General features: G+C 65.0%; 17 protein-coding genes. 12 read left to right on the forward strand and 5 right to left on the reverse strand.

Translation table 11 applies throughout. The features are described 5' to 3' along the window. On the forward strand, positions 1-293 hold a 293-nt coding region (locus F600_RS26455), incomplete at its 5' end, for an IS30 family transposase (protein ID WP_018158582.1). Between the two features lie 301 nt (positions 294-594). Beyond that, positions 595-3,042 carry a DNA helicase PcrA gene (pcrA, locus tag F600_RS0102060; RefSeq protein WP_018158919.1) on the forward strand — a complete coding sequence of 816 codons (2,448 nt, stop codon included), beginning with the start codon at positions 595-597 and terminating at the stop codon, positions 3,040-3,042. A gap of 106 nt (positions 3,043-3,148) precedes the next feature. Here the strand turns inward: pcrA and F600_RS26460 are convergent, their stop codons facing one another. After that, a complete protein-coding gene (locus F600_RS26460) occupies positions 3,149-3,979 on the reverse strand; it encodes a M23 family metallopeptidase (RefSeq protein ID WP_156024367.1) in 831 nt (276 codons plus the stop codon). A gap of 489 nt (positions 3,980-4,468) precedes the next feature. On the opposite strand from F600_RS26460, the gene sucC reads away from it, so the two are divergent. The 10 genes from sucC (at position 4,469) to F600_RS31965 (ending at position 14,569) form a co-directional block, all read left to right on the forward strand. Further along, entirely contained in the window at positions 4,469-5,638 is a 1,170-nt protein-coding gene (gene sucC, locus F600_RS0102070) for an ADP-forming succinate--CoA ligase subunit beta (RefSeq protein ID WP_018158921.1), read from the forward strand. 11 nt (positions 5,639-5,649) lie between these two features. Beyond that, a complete protein-coding gene (sucD, locus tag F600_RS0102075) occupies positions 5,650-6,561 on the forward strand; it encodes a succinate--CoA ligase subunit alpha (protein WP_018158922.1) in 912 nt (303 codons plus the stop codon). Positions 6,562-6,646: 85 nt separating this feature from the next. Then, positions 6,647-8,002 (forward strand): cell division protein PerM, encoded by a 1,356-nt coding sequence (locus F600_RS0102080; protein ID WP_018158923.1) that lies wholly within the window; start codon positions 6,647-6,649, stop codon positions 8,000-8,002. A gap of 80 nt (positions 8,003-8,082) precedes the next feature. Continuing rightward, on the forward strand, positions 8,083-8,712 hold the full coding sequence (purN, locus tag F600_RS0102085; RefSeq protein ID WP_245541454.1) for a phosphoribosylglycinamide formyltransferase: 630 nt from the start codon (positions 8,083-8,085) through the stop codon (positions 8,710-8,712). After that, on the forward strand, positions 8,709-10,274 hold the full coding sequence (gene purH / locus F600_RS0102090; RefSeq protein WP_018158925.1) for a bifunctional phosphoribosylaminoimidazolecarboxamide formyltransferase/IMP cyclohydrolase: 1,566 nt from the start codon (positions 8,709-8,711) through the stop codon (positions 10,272-10,274). The genes purN and purH overlap by 4 nt, the downstream gene beginning before the upstream one ends. Positions 10,275-10,480: 206 nt before the next feature. Beyond that, a complete protein-coding gene (locus F600_RS0102095; RefSeq protein WP_018158926.1) occupies positions 10,481-11,176 on the forward strand; it encodes a response regulator transcription factor in 696 nt (231 codons plus the stop codon). A gap of 59 nt (positions 11,177-11,235) precedes the next feature. Then, the gene (locus F600_RS26465; protein WP_051090716.1) at positions 11,236-12,630 is read left to right on the forward strand and encodes a sensor histidine kinase; all 1,395 of its coding nucleotides are present in this window, start codon (positions 11,236-11,238) and stop codon (positions 12,628-12,630) included. Beyond that, a complete protein-coding gene (locus F600_RS0102105) occupies positions 12,627-13,877 on the forward strand; it encodes a S1C family serine protease (RefSeq protein WP_018158928.1) in 1,251 nt (416 codons plus the stop codon). The genes F600_RS26465 and F600_RS0102105 overlap by 4 nt, the downstream gene beginning before the upstream one ends. A gap of 19 nt (positions 13,878-13,896) precedes the next feature. Next, a complete protein-coding gene (locus tag F600_RS0102110; RefSeq protein WP_026306071.1) occupies positions 13,897-14,403 on the forward strand; it encodes a MogA/MoaB family molybdenum cofactor biosynthesis protein in 507 nt (168 codons plus the stop codon). Continuing rightward, positions 14,396-14,569 (forward strand): hypothetical protein, encoded by a 174-nt coding sequence (locus F600_RS31965; RefSeq protein WP_018158930.1) that lies wholly within the window; start codon positions 14,396-14,398, stop codon positions 14,567-14,569. Before F600_RS0102110 ends, F600_RS31965 begins: the two co-directional genes overlap by 8 nt. 54 nt (positions 14,570-14,623) lie before the next feature. Here F600_RS31965 and mscL read toward each other — a convergent pair whose 3' ends face one another. The 4 genes from mscL to F600_RS0102135 form a co-directional block, all read right to left on the reverse strand. Continuing rightward, positions 14,624-15,031: a large conductance mechanosensitive channel protein MscL gene (gene mscL / locus F600_RS0102120; RefSeq protein WP_018158931.1), complete on the reverse strand. Its 408-nt coding sequence runs from the start codon at positions 15,029-15,031 to the stop codon at positions 14,624-14,626. An 87-nt stretch (positions 15,032-15,118) separates the two neighbouring features. Further along, positions 15,119-15,763, reverse strand: coding sequence for an SAF domain-containing protein (locus F600_RS0102125; RefSeq protein WP_018158932.1), 645 nt, complete (start codon positions 15,761-15,763; stop codon positions 15,119-15,121). A gap of 82 nt (positions 15,764-15,845) precedes the next feature. Continuing rightward, positions 15,846-16,130, reverse strand: coding sequence for an FmdB family zinc ribbon protein (locus tag F600_RS0102130; RefSeq protein ID WP_026306073.1), 285 nt, complete (start codon positions 16,128-16,130; stop codon positions 15,846-15,848). Positions 16,131-16,198: 68 nt separating this feature from the next. Beyond that, positions 16,199-16,798 (reverse strand): 5-formyltetrahydrofolate cyclo-ligase, encoded by a 600-nt coding sequence (locus F600_RS0102135; protein ID WP_026306074.1) that lies wholly within the window; start codon positions 16,796-16,798, stop codon positions 16,199-16,201. Positions 16,799-16,813 lie beyond the last annotated feature (15 nt).

Here is a 16,813-nt window from a genome sequence, read left to right on the forward strand (position 1 = left end):
AAGGCCGAGAGATGGCCTTGCACGCCAAAATCACCGCCACGATCGGCATGCCGATCTACTTCTGCGACCCGCACTCACCGTGGCAGCGCGGCAGCAACGAGAACACGAACGGGCTTCTGCGCCAATACTTCCCGAAAGGAACGGACCTCTCGTTCCACGGCCCGGGAATCCTCGACAACGTCGCATCCGAGCTCAACGGCCGACCGCGAAAGACCCTCAGCTGGAAAACCCCAGCCGAGGCCCTCGAACAACTACTGTCCAATCCAACCGAACCAGTTGCAGCGACCGCTTGAAACCGCCCTCATATGCAGGCTTCCTCAGCTGTCAGAGGTCTTTTTGAGCAGCTAGAACACGGTGATCTGGAGCTGGTGGAGTCACAGAACCTGAATCCGCGCATCGGTTCGAGTTGGCGAGCGCGTTCGACCGGGCGGCCGACTGCTGCCATGCCGCGGACAGGGCGAAAAGGAGTGCCGCAACGATGGCAAGGACGACGCTCGCTGCCGGCATAACCGCATCGTAAGGTGTGGCGAGTTCGCGTCGCGAGCCTCGCCGCTTGCGAAATCTGTCGGACCCCGGGAGTAGGTTTGTGGGGCAATGAACACGCTTCCGCTGTCGCTCGACCTGCCCGCCCAAGAACCCGCGCCGCGCCGGGCATCTCCGGATGCCGACAAGCTGCTCGAGGGTCTCAATCCGCAGCAGCGAGAAGCCGTCCTGCACACCGGATCTCCGTTGCTCATCGTGGCTGGTGCGGGGTCTGGAAAGACTGCCGTCCTCACGCGGCGCATCGCCTATCTGCTCGCCAAGCGAGACACCGCTCCCGGGCAGATTCTGGCCATCACGTTCACGAACAAGGCCGCGGCCGAGATGCGCGAACGCGTCGTCGGACTCGTGGGCAGGCGCGCGCAGACGATGTGGATCGCGACGTTCCACTCGAGTTGTGTGCGAATTCTGCGTGCCCAGTCGACCTTGCTCGAGGGACTGAACTCGAACTTCTCGATCTACGACGCCGACGACTCGCGCCGCCTCCTGACGATGATCGTGCGCGACTTCGACCTCGACGCGAAGAAGTTCACGCCGCGCATGTTCGCGACCGCGATTTCGAACCACAAGAACGAGCTCATCTCGCCAGAAGAGGCGGAAGACCAGGCCACCGCTGAAACTGCGGAACTGCCCAGGATTGTCGCCCGGGTGTACGCGGAGTACCAGCGCCGGCTGCGCGGGGCCAACGCCTTCGACTTCGACGACCTCATCGGCGAGACGGTCGCCCTGCTCAAGCGGCACCCCGCGGTTGCCGAGTACTACCGTCGCAAGTTCCGTCACATCCTGGTCGACGAATATCAGGACACGAACCACGCGCAGTACACGCTGGTGAAAGAGCTCGTCGGGGAAGACACCGACGACCTTCCGGCATCTGAACTGTGCGTCGTGGGTGACGCCGACCAGTCGATCTACGCGTTCCGCGGTGCGACCATCCGCAACATCGAGGAGTTCGAACGCGACTTCCCGAACGCGGAGACGATCCTGCTCGAGCAGAACTACCGATCGACGCAGAACATTCTGGCCGCGGCCAATGCACTCATCTCGAAGAATGCCGGTCGTCGCGAGAAGCGTCTGTGGACCGACACCGGTGACGGCGAACTGATCACCGGTTATGTCGCGGACAATGAGCACGACGAGGCCGCGTTCGTCGCGCGCGAAATTGACCGCCTCAGTGACCTCGGCGAGGCGCGCTACAACGAGGTCGCTGTCTTCTATCGGACGAACAGCGCATCGCGTTCGTTCGAAGAAATCTTCATCCGGATGGGCCTGCCCTACAAGGTGGTCGGCGGTGTCCGCTTCTACGAGCGCAAGGAAGTGCGCGATGTCGTCGCGTATCTGCGGGCGCTCGACAATCCGGAAGACTCGGTCAACCTCCGCCGAATTCTGAACACTCCCCGCCGCGGCATCGGCGATCGGGCCGAGGCGTGCGTCGCGGTCTATGCCGAACAGCAGGACATCGGGTTCGGTGCGGCGCTCAAGGCGGCAGGCGAAGGGCAGGTTCCGTTCCTCAACTCGCGGTCGGCCAAAGCGATCGCGCAGTTCATGCAGCTCATGGACGACATTCGCGGCACGTCCCATCCGGCGGACGGCTCGATCGCGGACATCGGTGATGTTGTCGAGGAGATCCTCGACCGTACGGGCTACCGTGCCGAACTGTCGGCGAGCAGTGACCCGCAGGACGGTGCTCGACTCGAGAACCTGAACGAACTCGTCAACGTCGCGCGCGAATTCAGTTCCGACGCACGCAATGCCGAGGGACTCGAGCAGGAGCTGCCGGAGGGCTCAGCTGAGCCGGGGTCGCTCGCCGCCTTCCTGGAGCGGGTTGCGCTCGTTGCGGACACCGACCAGATCCCGGATGACGACCAGGGCGTCGTCACTCTGATGACCCTGCACACGGCGAAGGGCCTCGAGTTTCCGGTCGTGTTCCTGACCGGCTGGGAAGACGGTCAGTTCCCGCACATGCGTGCACTTGGCGATCCGGTCGAGCTTTCCGAAGAGCGCCGACTCGCCTACGTCGGCATCACCCGTGCGCGGCAGCGCCTCTACCTGACGCGCTCGGTCGTTCGGTCGGGGTGGGGGCAGCCGATTTCGAACCCGGAATCACGCTTCCTTCGGGAGATCCCGCAGGAGTTGATGGACTGGCGTCGGCTCGACCCGCAGAAGACGTTCGGGCGGTCGAACGATCGTCGGCAGCGATACGGGGGCGAGGAGCAGCCCAGTTGGCGCAGCGATTACGACCGTCGCACTGGTGTCGGGAGTGGCGGTTCCTACCGCGGCAACGTCGATCGTCCGAGTCCACGCAGCACGCCGAGCTTCGGGAAGACCGGTGCGCCTGCGCCCAAGCTGGCGGTCGGTGACCGGGTCAATCACGACAAGTACGGGCTCGGAACCGTCATGGAGTCGAGTCCGGTCGGCGGAATCGCTTCGGTGATCATCGATTTCGGCTCGAACGGAAAGGTACGCCTGGCGTTGATCCCGGGCGTACCCCTCACGAAGCTTTAGCGAGACGGCAAGCCGCCGGGTACCAGTCTTCGAAATTTCGGTCTGTACAAACCACCAGGTTCGTACAAAACGCCTGGGCGAAGACATTGGGCCCCGGTCGAGCGCCCTACCCGCGCCCACCCATGTCGATGCCGCGCGAGGCAAGCCACGGAACCGGGTCGATTCGGTTGCCGATGGCGTCGCCGCCGACGTAGACCTCGAAGTGGCAGTGCGGGCCGGTCGAGTCGCCGGTGCTGCCCATGAGCCCGATCTCGTCACCCGCGAGCACCTTCTGCCCGACAGCCACGAGAGTCTGGCTCATGTGGCCGTAGTGCGTGATGGTTCCGTCGGAGTGCAGGATCTTGACCGAGTTGCCATAACCGTCGCCGGCATCGCCGGACTTGATGATCACGCCGTCGCCGACCGCCATGATCGGCGTTCCGATCGCGTTGGCGACATCGATTCCGCCGTGCATGGCACCCCAGCGCATGCCGAATCCAGAGGTGAAGATGCCAGTGGTGTACGGAACGAAGAGCGGACGGAGCTTCTTCGCTTCCTCGATGGCGCGCTGCTGTTCCCACCACGCGCCCTTGGCCAGGTCGCCGACACTCGGTGCGCCGATGGCGGCGGCCGGGATCGAGAGAACCTCTGCGGTCGGCTCGGGTGGATCGGTGGAGACGGTCGCGACGAGCGCGGGATCGAGGCGGGCCGGAGCTGACCCTGAGGACAGGCCTGCGCTGCCAACGGCCACAGCTGCCGCGGCGATGGCAACGAGCGAGATCCGGCGCTTTCCAGCGAGAACGCCCATCCAAGCCCGGCGCGTGATGCGCTCATTGGCGGGCCGGTGCGGGTGTTCGACGTTTTCTTCGGTGACGAGCGCAGTACGGCCGTGGCGAGCGCCCCGAACGACGAGATGTTCGTACAGGCGCTCATTCTCCGGGGATAGGAGATCGGTCACCCTGAGCAAATCGGATGCTGCATATTTGCGAGCCGAGCCGGTCAGAACCAGACGCGGAGCGTGGTCCAGCTGGCGGTGATTACTGTGTTCGTTTCGTCCATTCGGGCGCACATCAGCCCTGGAACTGCGTTGTTCGAGCAAGGTCTCGTCCTCTTACATCGTTACTTGGCCGTGACCTAGACCACTCGACGGTAACGAAAGGGTCTCGGCGTCAGCAAGCAATAGACACGCCGCAGCAAACTTTGAGATATGAGTCACAATTTCTGAGGTTTACTTTGGAGTAGCCGGGCAACCCCAGTGATTTGACCGTTATCTGGCCGATTTTGGCCGTCTGTATTACCGCAGATCTTCCTCACATGCAAATTGATCCCCCAGCAAACTCGATAACTTCGCCCATGCGCTAGGCGCGACCCGGGGGGTAGTTACTAGAGTTCGAAGCGGTCCGCTCCCTATCCGAGAGCGGCGAAACGCATACGAGATGGTGGCTACATGGATCTGTACGAATACCAGGCGAAGGAACTGTTCGTTAAGCACGGAGTTCCCTCGTCCGAAGGCCGTGTCACGGACACGGTCGAGGGCGCGCGCGAAATTGCGGAAGAAATCGGCAAGCCCGTCATGGTCAAGGCGCAGGTGAAGGTCGGCGGTCGAGGAAAGGCCGGCGGCGTCAAATATGCGGCCACACCAGACGACGCGGAAACGCACGCGCAGAACATTCTCGGCTTGGACATCAAGGGCCACGTCGTCAAGAAGCTCCTCATTGCCGAAGCGAAGGACATCGCGGAGGAGTACTACATCTCCTTCCTGCTCGATCGTTCGAACCGCACCTATCTCTCCATCTGCTCGGTAGAGGGCGGCATGGAGATCGAAGAGGTCGCGGCGAACAACCCCGAGCGGGTCGCCAAGATCGCGATCGACGCGACCAAGGGCGTCGATCTGGCCAAGGCTCGCGAGATCGCCGAGGCGGGCCACTACCCGGCCGAGGTCCTCGACGCGGCCGCGATCACGATCTCGAAGCTGTGGGAAGTCTTCATCAAGGAGGACGCCCTCCTCGTCGAGGTCAACCCGCTCGTCAAGACTCCCGAAGGCGAGATCCTCGCCCTCGACGGCAAGGTGACCCTCGACGGCAATGCCGAGTTCCGTCAGCCGGGCCACGCGGCATTCGCAGATATCGAAGCGACTGACCCGCTCGAGCTCAAGGCCAAGGAGAACGACCTCAACTACGTCAAGCTCGACGGTGAGGTCGGCATCATCGGAAACGGTGCAGGTCTCGTGATGTCGACGCTGGACGTCGTCGCGTACGCCGGGGAGAAGCACGGCGGCGTGAAGCCGGCTAACTTCCTCGACATCGGTGGTGGCGCCTCGGCTGCGGTCATGGCCGCCGGCCTCGACGTCATTCTCAACGACTCGCAGGTCAAGAGCGTTTTCGTCAACGTCTTCGGTGGCATCACAGCGTGTGACGCCGTCGCCAACGGAATCGTGCAGGCGCTGGAAATCCTCGGCGATGAGGCCAACAAGCCCCTCGTCGTTCGTCTCGACGGAAACAACGTCGAAGAGGGTCGCCGCATCCTGGCCGAGGCCAACCACCCGCTCGTGACCGAGGTGGACACCATGGACGCCGCAGCCGACAAGGCCGCCGAGCTCGCCGCTGCTGCGAAGTAAGGAATCGAGAAATGTCAATCTTCCTGAACAAGGACTCCAAGGTCATCGTCCAGGGCATCACCGGTGGTGAGGGCAGCAAGCACACCGCTCGCATGCTCGCCGCGGGCACCCAGATCGTCGGTGGCGTCAACGCGCGCAAGGCCGGCACCACGGTCAGCCACACCGACAAGGACGGCAACGCGATCGACCTTCCGGTGTTCGGATCGGTCGCCGAGGCCATGGCGAAGACCGGCGCCGACGTGTCCGTCGCGTTCGTTCCGCCGGCCTTCTCGAAGGACGCGATCATCGAGGCGATCGACGCCGAGATCGGTCTGCTCGTCGTGATCACCGAGGGTGTTCCGGTGCAGGACAGCGCGTACTGCTGGGCCTACAACGTCGAGAAGGGTCAGAAGACCCGCATCATCGGACCCAACTGCCCGGGCATCATCACCCCAGGTGAGGCGCTCGCCGGCATCACCCCGGCCAACATCTCCGGCAAGGGCCCGATCGGACTCGTCAGCAAGTCCGGAACGCTGACCTACCAGATGATGTTCGAGCTCCGGGACTTCGGCTTCTCGACCGCCATCGGCATCGGTGGCGACCCGGTCATCGGCACCACCCACATCGACGCGATCGCCGCGTTCGAGGCGGACCCGGAAACCGAGCTGATCGTCATGATCGGTGAAATCGGTGGTGACGCAGAAGAGCGTGCCGCGGACTACATCAAGGCCAACGTCACCAAGCCGGTCGTCGGCTACGTCGCGGGCTTCACCGCTCCCGAGGGCAAGACGATGGGCCACGCCGGCGCGATCGTGTCGGGCTCGTCGGGCACCGCACAGGCCAAGAAGGACGCCCTCGAGGCGGCCGGCGTCAAGGTCGGCAAGACGCCGTCCGAGACCGCTGCGCTGGCTCGCGAGATCATGAAGTCTCGCGTCTCGGCGTAACGGCGAGTAACACTGTTCACACCTCAACCCCCCGATCGGCGCGCCTGATCGGGGGGTTGAGGTTTTCCTGCCAATCTCGAAATCGATGAGTCTGCTAGCTGACCCACCGATCACTTCGAGCAAAACCGCCCCGGCCCAAGCGCAGCATTCCGAAGCTGCCGACGTCCGGGCGTTCGTGCTTGCCGGTCTACGCCCGTCTGGCATCAGCCTGCTCGTCGTCGCTGTCCTGATCCTGCTCACGCTCTTCGCGGGCGGCGCCGGGTTCCACGATGCGGCGGCCTACATCGCGGCGGCCTGGCTGGCGCTGCATCAGGTGCCGTTGCAACTGGGCGCGGACGCCCTCGGATTGATGCCCCTCGCCGCCACTGCGCTTCTCATCGGCTTGACGTCGCGGACCGCGCGGAAACTGTCGTCGCATGTCCAGGGCTGGAAGGACGTGGGACTCGCGATCGCCGGCATGGTCGTCGGGCCGATCCTGTTCTCGGTTCTCGCGCTCGTCGCCGTCGGCCAGGCGTCGGTCGAGTCCCAGCTCAATACGCCCCCGACGTTGTCGATGCTCGGCTGGGTCGCGTCAGTTCACCTCTTCGGCGCGGTCATCGGCCTGCGCAAGAGCATGCCGGCGATTCCGCATCGCATCGTTCCCGGCTGGGTGGCGAATGCCGGCGAGGCGACCCGGTACGCCACGCGCCTGCTGTTTCTCTCCGGTCTTCTGGCCTCGGTGACGGTCATCGTCGTCCGCTGGTCGGCGGTCGAGTCGTTCATGGCTGCCGGACACGGTGACGGCGGCGCGTTCGGACTGACGGTTGTCTCGCTGCTCTACCTGCCGAACATGGCGGTCTACGCGGTCGGCGTGCTGTGCGGTTCGGCGATCACGCTCGGCGATGGTTCGATCTCGTTGTTCGAGGTCGCGCAGGGGCAGATGCCACCGTTGCCCCTCATGGCGGCCTTGCCGGAGGGGCCGGCCGAGACGTGGTGGCAGTCGGCGCTGCTCGTGCCGCTCTTCGTGGCGTTCCTGACCGGCCGTAAGTGTGCGCGCCTGGCCGAGGGTCGGGGAGCGGCGATCCGCATGGCGCTCGTCGCGTCAGTCGGGTGCTCGGTGGTGTCGGTGTTGATCGCCGAAGTCTCCGGCGGCGTTCTCGGCGCGATCGGTTACGTCGGACTGTCGCCGGCGATGTTCGGCCTGTCGGTGTTCGTGTGGTTCGCCATGTTCTCGACGCTGGGTGCGTTCTTCCGGGTTCGGGTCAGGGAGCCGAAAGCGCCCAAGGAGCCCAAGGAGCCGAAGCCGGCCGAGCCGGAGGTCGAGGAAACTCCAGTGGTCGAGGAAGACGCGGCCGAGGAGCCGAGCGAACCCGAACCCGAAAGCAAGCCGGAAGAAGACAAGAAGCCGGGACTCGTGTCGTCCGTGGTCGGCGCGCTGCCCATTCCGTTCCGGAAGAAATAACTCCCGCCTGCACGGCTCGCCGAGGCTGCCATTACGCTGTTACCCGCAGGTATCAAGCGGATAAGGAACACGGCCAAAGAGTGAGTTCGCCAGAAGTGAGCATCACACGGCCGCGTCTGGTTGTCCTTGCGTCTGGCAGCGGCACGTTGCTGGCTTCGCTTGTCGAAGCCGCCGCAGCTCCGGACTTTCCCGCAACCATCGTCGCGGTCGGTGCCGACCGGGACTGTGCCGCTCTCGAGCGCGCCGCGGAAGCCGGCATCGAACACTTCCGAATGGTGCCGCGCGACTATGCCGATCGCGACGCCTGGACGTCGGCGCTCACGAAGAAGGTCAGCGAGTATTCGCCGGACTACGTCGTGACCGCGGGGTTCATGCGCATTCTCGGCAACGAGTTCATCGAGGCTTTCGACCGCCGGATCATCAACTCGCATCCGGCGCTCCTACCCGCATTCCCCGGTGCGCACGGCGTTCGGGACGCGCTCGCGTACGGCGTGAAGGTCACCGGCACGACGGTCCACCTCGTCGATACCGGTGTCGACTCAGGGCCGATTCTCGCGCAGGTCGCGCTCGAGGTACGCGACGGCGAATCCGAGGAAGACCTGCACGAACGCATCAAGGTCATCGAACGCAAGCTGTTGGTCGACGTCGTCGCCCTAGCGGCCAAGCACGGAATCATCACCGACGGACGAAAGGCGAGGATCGCACAGTGACTTCAGACGAAGGTCGCAAGCCAGTCAAGCGGGCACTGGTCAGCGTTTACGACAAGACCGGACTGGTCGAACTCGCCAAGGGGCTCAGCGCCGCGGGAGTCGAGCTCGTGTCCACCGGTTCGACCGCGGGCAAGATCGCCGAAGCCGGTATCGCGGTGACCAAGGTCGAGGAGCTGACCGGCTTCCCCGAGACCCTCGACGGCCGCGTCAAGACGCTGCACCCGCGCGTGCACGCCGGCATTCTCGCCGACACGCGGCGCGAAGAGCACCTCGACCAGCTCGTCGAACTTGGCGTCGAGGCCTTCCAGCTCGTGATCGTGAATCTGTACCCGTTCACTCAGACCGTCGCCTCGGGAGCAACGCAGGACGAGTGCGTCGAGCAGATCGACATCGGCGGTCCGTCGATGGTTCGTGCCGCGGCCAAGAACCACCCGTCGGTGGCCGTGGTCGTCGACCCGGAGCGTTACGACGACGTGCTCGAGGCGGTCGCCGCCGGTGGATTCACCCTCCAACAGCGCCGTCACCTCGCCGCGCAGGCTTTCCAGCACACCGCTTCCTACGACGTCGCCGTCGCTTCGTGGATGAGCTCGGTCGTCGCGCCGGAGGAAGGAACCAACTTTCCGGCCTGGGTGGGCGGTACGTGGACCCGAAGCGCGTCCCTGCGCTACGGCGAGAACCCGCACCAGAGTGCCGCGTTGTACGTGCACGAGTATGGCCACGGCAGCCTCGCGCAGGCGGTGCAGTTGCACGGCAAGGAGATGTCGTACAACAACTACACCGACGGCGACGCCGCGCTGCGGGCCGCCTACGACCATGCTGAACCTGCAGTTGCGATCATCAAGCACGCAAATCCGTGTGGCATCGCCATCGGTGCCGACATCGCCGAGGCGCACCGTAAGGCTCATGCCTGTGACCCGGTCAGCGCGTTCGGCGGTGTGATCGCCGCCAACCGGGAGATCTCGGTCGAAATGGCGGAGCAGGTCGCGGAGATCTTCACCGAGGTTGTCATCGCGCCGAGCTATGCCGACGGCGCCGTCGAGATCCTGAGCCGCAAGAAGAACGTCCGACTGCTGACGGTCGTCCCGCCGCGGATGACCGGCGTCGAGCTGCGTCCGATTTCCGGCGGTGCGCTGTTGCAGACCAAGGATGCGATCAACGCGCCTGGGGACGACCCGGCGAACTGGACGCTCGCGGCTGGCGAAGCGGCCGATGAGGCGACCCTCGCCGACCTCTCCTTCGCCTGGCGCGCATGCCGTGCGGTGAAGTCGAACGCGATCCTGCTCGCGCACGACGGCGGCTCGGTCGGTGTCGGCATGGGGCAGGTCAACCGCGTCGACTCGGCCTTCCTCGCCGTGAAGCGGGCCGGGGAGCGGGCACAGGGCTCCGTCGGTGCCTCGGACGCGTTCTTCCCGTTCCCCGACGGGCTGCAGACGCTCATCGACGCCGGCGTGAAGGCGGTCGTCCAGCCGGGTGGCTCGGTGCGCGACGCCGACGTCATCGAGGCGGCGAAGGCCGGCGGAATCACCATGTACTTCACGGGAGCCCGTCACTTCGCGCACTAGTCGCGCTGCGCACATACCCGATGAATTGCCGTCGGACGCGTCTTATCAGATGCGCCTTGCGGCAATCCATCGGGTTGTTGCCCGCCGGGTCTGACGGAACCCGGATTGGCCACCCGGCCGGCTCACAGCGACCTGGCAGGAACCCTGGCAGCGACCTTGCAGCGACTTCTCAGGACGATCTAAGTCCTGGCAAGCAAGATAAGAACATGCGCATCTTGGTTGCCGACGATGATCGGGCCGTCCGCGAGTCACTTCGACGCTCGTTGAGCTTCAACGGATACACGGTCGAGGTCGCCTCCGATGGCCTCGACGCGTTGGAGAAGGCGAACGCGACCAAGCCGGATGCCCTCATCCTCGACGTGATGATGCCGCGCCTCGACGGACTCGAGGTCTGCCGCCGACTACGCAGCACCGGGGACGATGTGCCGATCCTGGTGCTGACGGCGCGGGATTCGGTGTCCGAACGGGTTTCCGGTCTCGACGCCGGCGCCGACGACTACTTGCCCAAGCCCTTCGCCTTGGAGGAACTGCTGGCCCGGCTGCGAGCCCTGCTTCGCCGCGCTTCGGTCGAGGCGGGCACCCTCGGGAGCGATGCCGGACCGATCGAATTCGCCGATCTGACGCTGGACCCCGTGACCCGCGATGTCACGCGCGCCGGCCGGTCGATCAGTCTCACCCGAACCGAGTTCTCGCTGCTCGAACTCCTCATCACGAACGCCCGCCGAGTGCTGACTCGTGGGCGAATTCTCGAAGAGGTCTGGGGCTATGACTTCCCGACATCGGGCAATGCGCTCGAGGTCTACATCGGCTACCTGCGGCGCAAGACCGAGCTCGAGGGCGAGCTACGCCTGATCCACACGGTTCGTGGAGTCGGATACGTGTTGCGAGAGACACCACCGTGAGGTGGCGCTTCACGCGCCACGGCTCCCCAACAACCAACGGGGACGACTCGGGACGGCCGATGCGGCCGCCATTCCACCTCACGCGAGCGGTTTCGCTGCGTTGGCGTGTGACCTGGCTGGCCGCTACCTCGGTGGCGGTGTCGGTGGCGCTCATCTCGGTCGCCGCCTACGCGGTCGTCGCGCGCGCGTTGTATGCCGATGTCGACGATCAGCTCCACACGCGAGCGCGCACTCTCATCGAGAACGACTTCGATTCGTTCGACGTTCGCACGATCTCGCTCGCGACGTTCTACTCGAAGGACATCAGCGTCGCGGTGATCCTCCCGAATCAAGAGTTGTACATTCCACCGGGATCGCATCCGCCGATCGCCGATGCTGAGTACGCGGTGTCGCGTGGGGAGATCGATTCGTCGTTGCGCACGGTCTACGGACAGCGCGTACTGGCCGAGCGGACCAATGCCGGACTCACGCTCGTCATCGCCCAGCGATTGGCACCGACGCGAGCGGTTCTCGACCAGCTCGCGTTTGTGCTCTTCGTCGCGGGTGGGTTCGGTGTCGTCCTGGCTGCGTTGGCCGGTATGGCGACCGCACGGGCCGGCCTACGACCGGTCGCGCGCCTCACCGCGGCGACCGAGCGGGTTGCGCGCACCGAGGACCTCACGCCTATTCCAGTGACCGGAAACGACGAACTCGCGCGCCTCACAGCGAGCTTCAACACGATGCTCCGGGCACTCAACGAGTCTCGCGACCGGCAGCGACGGCTCGTCGCGGACGCGGGACACGAACTCCGCACACCGCTGACATCGTTGCGCACGAACACCGAACTGCTCATCGCGTCGAGTCGTCCGGGTGCACCGAAGGTGCCGGACGACGACATGAGCGAGCTGCGTGCGGACGTTGTGGCGCAGATCGAGGAGCTGTCGACTCTGGTCGGCGACCTCGTCGCGCTGGCCCGAGAGGACGTCCCGGAGGATGAATTCACTCGGACCGACATCGCCGAAGTCGCGGAACGGGCGCTCGAGCGGGCGCGCCGCCGCCGCAACGAGATCGAGTTCGTGGCGTCGCTACAGCCGTGGTTCGTCTACGGCCAAGAGGCCGGGCTGCAACGCGCGATCCTGAATGTGCTGGACAACGCCGCAAAGTGGAGCCCGCGCGGGGCCCAGGTGCTGGTGACCATGGAGCCCGCCGGACCGGGCCTGATGGCCCTGCTTGTCGACGACGCCGGACCGGGTATTCCGGAGGCCGAGCGGCAGCTCGTGTTCGAACGGTTCTATCGGTCCATGGCCTCGCGGTCGATGCCGGGGTCCGGTTTGGGCCTGGCGATCGTTCGGCAGGTCGTCGTGAAACACGGCGGAACCATCAACGTCGAGACATCATCCCGGGGCGGTGCACTGATTCGCATCGTCATGCCGGGCGATATCGGAATTTCAGAGAAGGAGATGAGCTCGCTATGACTGGTGAAGGTTTCGGATACCCACCACCCGGTGGCGCGCCGGCTCAGGGCGAGCGAACTGACGGGGGATGGGCGGCGCCGTCCACGGCGACACTGCCACCGATGTCCGGAGGCGTGCCGCCGACGCACACGCAGCAGTTCCCGGTCTATCCGCCAGAGCCGCCGCGCAAGCGGGGCCGGGCCGGATTGGCCGCTGGAATGGTCGCTCTCGCCCTCGTCTCCGGCGGGGTGGGTGGCGCCACCGGCGCCTACCTCGCGAGCAATCACAACGGCAGCTCAGTCACGCTGGGGCAGACCGGCAATACGGCGCCCGCGGTGAAGGCCGAGCCGGGCACGATCCAAGCCGTGGCGGAGAAGGTGCTGCCCTCGGTCGTCACGATCGAGGTCGCGGGTAACCAGGTTGAAGGTGAAGGCACCGGCATCGTCCTGAACGCCGACGGACTGATCCTCACGAACAACCACGTGGCGTCGGCAGCCGGCAAGAAGGCCCAGATCAACGTGGTGTTCTCGGACGGATCGAAGTCGGCCGCGACGCTCGTCGGCGCCGACCCGGTGTCTGACATCGCGGTCATCCGCGTCGACAAGACCGGCCTCACGCCCATCACGGTGGGTTCGTCGGGCAATCTCGTGGTCGGCCAGCAGGTTGTCGCGGTCGGTTCGCCGCTCGGCCTCGACGGCACCGTGACCACCGGAATCATCTCCTCGCTCGACCGCCCCGTTTCCACGAGCGGTGAGTCGAACAACCAGAACTCGGTGATCGACGCGATCCAGACCGACGCGGCGATCAACCCAGGCAACTCGGGTGGTCCGCTGGTCGACATGAACGGCGCGCTCATCGGCGTCAACACGGCGATCGCGACGCTCGGTTCGAGCCAGGGGAGCCAGACCGGATCGATCGGCCTGGGCTTCTCGATCCCGGTCGATCAGGCGATGCGGGTGGCACGTCAGCTCATCGACACGGGCAAGGCGACGCACGCGATGATCGGCGTGCAGGTGCCGATGAAAGACGACGCCGAGGGTGCCCGCGTGACCGCGGTGACGGCCGGTGGAGCAGCCGCTGCCGCCGGCATCCCGAAGGGCGCGATCATCACCAAGGTCGACAATCGGGTGATCACCGACGGCAGTGCGCTCATCGCCGCGATCCGCTCGCATTCGCCGGGGGACAAGGTGCAGGTGACGTACACCGACCCAGCCGGCGGTTCAAAGACGGTTACAGTCACGTTGACCGAAGCGCCCGCGGGCAGCTGAGAGCGCTACGGTATTGGCTATGACTATGGATGCCCCCGTCGCGGGCCGTGCACTCGTCGTGATCGTCGATGATCGCTCCGCCCATGGAGACCCCGGCGGCACCGCCACTGGCAAGCTCGTCACCGAGCTGCTGTCCGAAGGTGGATTCATCGTGGATGGCGCGCTGATCGTGTCGTCGGACGAGGTGGAGATCCGGAACGCGCTCAACACCGCTGTCATCGGTGGAGTCGATCTGGTGATCTCCGTTGGCGGAACGGGAGTCGGGGCGCGCGACGTCACCCCGGAAGCCACCGCGGACGTGCTCGACCGGCAGATTGCGGGTGTGGAAGAGGCGATCCGGTCGTCGGGTCTGTCCGCCGGTGCGATGGATGCCGGACTGTCGCGTGGCCTCGTTGGAACGTCGGGGAGCACGCTCGTCGTGAACCTCGCCTCGTCGCGCGCGGCGATCCGCGACGGCATGGCGACGCTGATTCCGCTGGCCAAGCACCTGATCGAGGAATTGTCCGACCTGGAGATCGATGACTGAACCGCAAGACCAGGAGGCGCTGCTGCGTCGAGAAGCGCAGCGCCGAAAGATCGCGGAGATCTTCGGCGACGTCCTCCCCGGAACGACCCAGGATGAGCGGGATCCCGAGGGCAGCTCGGGAAACGAGCAGCGCATCCGGAATGACGTTCCACCGCACTGGCAGTGAGCCAAATAAGGGCGGCCGATCACGATGATCGGCCGCCCTTCTTTATCTGAGCCCTTACGAGGACTTCGCGGCAAGCAGGTCGCGGATCTCGACCAGCAGGTCTGCTTCGGTCAGCGCGGCAGCCTCGTCGCCTTCGACCTTCTTGCGCTCCTTGAGCTTGGTGATCGGCAGCACGAGGATGAAGTACAGGACGAACGCGACCATGACGAAGTTGATCGCAGCGGTGATGACGGCACCAAGGTCGATGAAGGTCGTGGCGTAGGTGGGGTCGTTCGGCTGCTTGTCCAGCAGCTGGACACCGAGGCCGACGTTCTGCGCTCCACCCGCGGCCGCGATCAGCGGCTGGATGATGCTCTTGGTGAAGGCAGTCACGATCGCGGTGAAGGCAGTACCCATGACAACCGCGACCGCGAGGTCAACGACGTTGCCCTTGAGGAGGAAGTCCTTGAAGCCCTTCAGCATTGCTGCTCCATTTCTGAGTTTTTGAACTGTGTGAGTTGCCACATGGTTACCCGGGGGATGGTAGTCGAAGTCACACCACCCGGCTGATCAACTCAAGATGACCGTTACCCGTCCGGCCAGCGAAGCATTCGCCACGTCGAAGGCGGTGCCGGACGAAACGGCCAAAAGCACCATCGGTCCCTCGCGGGTGCTCACCTGGTCTTTGCTGGGTGCCATGACAACGGCCGCGTTGGTCGCCAGGCGTCTCGGTCCGGACAGTTCGTCGCTGGAGATCACGTCGACTCGATCGCCGACCTGCAACAGCATGGCGACCGCCGCGTCGGCGACGCGTACCCCGACGATTCGAGAGTCGGGATCGTGGGTCGCCAGGACCGCCAGTCGGGAACCGAGAGTTCGAACGTCGGTCAGGACCTCACCGGCACGTGCTGCGCCGGCGAGCGCGCGGCCGATGACCTGGGCTGGGTCGTGCACGGCGCCGTCGGGAACAGCGTCGTCCGACAGTGCGCGAAGTTCGACATCGTCCGAGGTCAGAATCGCTCCAGGCGCAAGGTCGTGGAGTGCGACGACGACGGATTCGTCGTGGGGGTCGACGGCGTCGATGGCCAGCAGTCCCAATCCGGCGAGCGCCAGGCTGACGGCGATCATCTGACGCAGACGACGGATGTTCGCCAGTCGATAAGCGATGGCTTCGACGACTCGCTGCAGGGGAGTGGGGTCGAGTCTGTCCTTCACCTTTGCGACGCTATCGCCGCGCGCCCCCTGCACAGACGACAGAACAGGCCCTCCGGTGAGGGCCTGTGGATAATTCGAAGACTTAGCTTGCGGTGCTGGCGGCCGGCGTGCTCGACGCCGTGGAGGTGCTGGTAGACGTCGTGGACGTGCTGGTCGACGAGTCGGACTTGGCGATCGTGTCCGCCTTCGACGAGCGGCTGTCGGTCCGGTAGAAACCGCTGCCCTTGAAGACGATGCCTACCGAATTGAACAGCTTCCGAAGCTTGCCGTTGCAGTCGTCGCACACGGTCAAGGTGTCGTCGCTGAAGGACTGCACGATGTCGAACCGGTTGTCACATTCAGTGCACGCGTATGAATAAGTGGGCACGGGTTCCTCCGGCTGAGTCGGGTGGTAGCACTCTACCGCTGACAGTGCAAACGCCGGTAATCGTGGAGTTATTCCACGTGATGTAGCCCACTCGGCGTCAGCACCCAGCTCACGCGGATGTCGTGATCCTCGGCGGGCAACGCCTCGACGATCTCTTCGTCGCGGACGACCGCGATGAGCCGCACGTCAGGACGTGCGTACGGCAGCGATCGGTCATAGTGCCCACCGCCTCTCCCGAGCCGGACGCCCCGGCGATCGACGGCGAGTGCGGGAACCAGAATGACGTCGGCCCGCGAGATCGCCTCCGGTCCGAGTCTTTCCCCGGATGGTTCGAGTAACCCGAACTTCTCCGGCTCCAGCGAATCGGGGCCGGTGTAGGCGCACCAATCGAGCGGACTCGCGCCCGTGACGACCGGGAGCAGCAGTTGTGAACTTGCACTCGCAAGTGCGTTGACGAAATCGAGAGATCCCGGTTCTGCGCCGCACGGGACATAGCCGCAGATGACGCGATCGGCAAGGTCGAGAATGTCCACTGCGGCCACCAACGCGTGCGCATCCGTGGCACGCTGAGCTGGGGAAACCGCTCGACGCCGAGCACTGAGTTCGCGACGGCGAACTCGCTTGGCCGCACTGGCCGAAATCAGCGGGTCGTTTCCCTGCACAGACACGTCGATCACCATATG

Source organism: Smaragdicoccus niigatensis DSM 44881 = NBRC 103563, from assembly GCF_000380645.1.
GTDB lineage: Bacteria > Actinomycetota > Actinomycetes > Mycobacteriales > Mycobacteriaceae > Smaragdicoccus > Smaragdicoccus niigatensis.

Coding starts and splice junctions, on each gene's coding strand:
- F600_RS0102110 (WP_026306071.1), top strand. CDS start 13,897: ATGACTATGGATGCCCCCGTCGCGGGCCGTGCACTCGTCGTGATCGTC.
- pcrA (WP_018158919.1), top strand. CDS start 595: ATGAACACGCTTCCGCTGTCGCTCGACCTGCCCGCCCAAGAACCCGCG.
- F600_RS0102095 (WP_018158926.1), top strand. CDS start 10,481: ATGCGCATCTTGGTTGCCGACGATGATCGGGCCGTCCGCGAGTCACTT.
- mscL (WP_018158931.1), bottom strand. CDS start 15,031: ATGCTGAAGGGCTTCAAGGACTTCCTCCTCAAGGGCAACGTCGTTGAC.
- F600_RS31965 (WP_018158930.1), top strand. CDS start 14,396: ATGACTGAACCGCAAGACCAGGAGGCGCTGCTGCGTCGAGAAGCGCAG.
- F600_RS0102080 (WP_018158923.1), top strand. CDS start 6,647: ATGAGTCTGCTAGCTGACCCACCGATCACTTCGAGCAAAACCGCCCCG.
- sucC (WP_018158921.1), top strand. CDS start 4,469: ATGGATCTGTACGAATACCAGGCGAAGGAACTGTTCGTTAAGCACGGA.
- F600_RS26465 (WP_051090716.1), top strand. CDS start 11,236: ATGCGGCCGCCATTCCACCTCACGCGAGCGGTTTCGCTGCGTTGGCGT.
- sucD (WP_018158922.1), top strand. CDS start 5,650: ATGTCAATCTTCCTGAACAAGGACTCCAAGGTCATCGTCCAGGGCATC.
- F600_RS0102105 (WP_018158928.1), top strand. CDS start 12,627: ATGACTGGTGAAGGTTTCGGATACCCACCACCCGGTGGCGCGCCGGCT.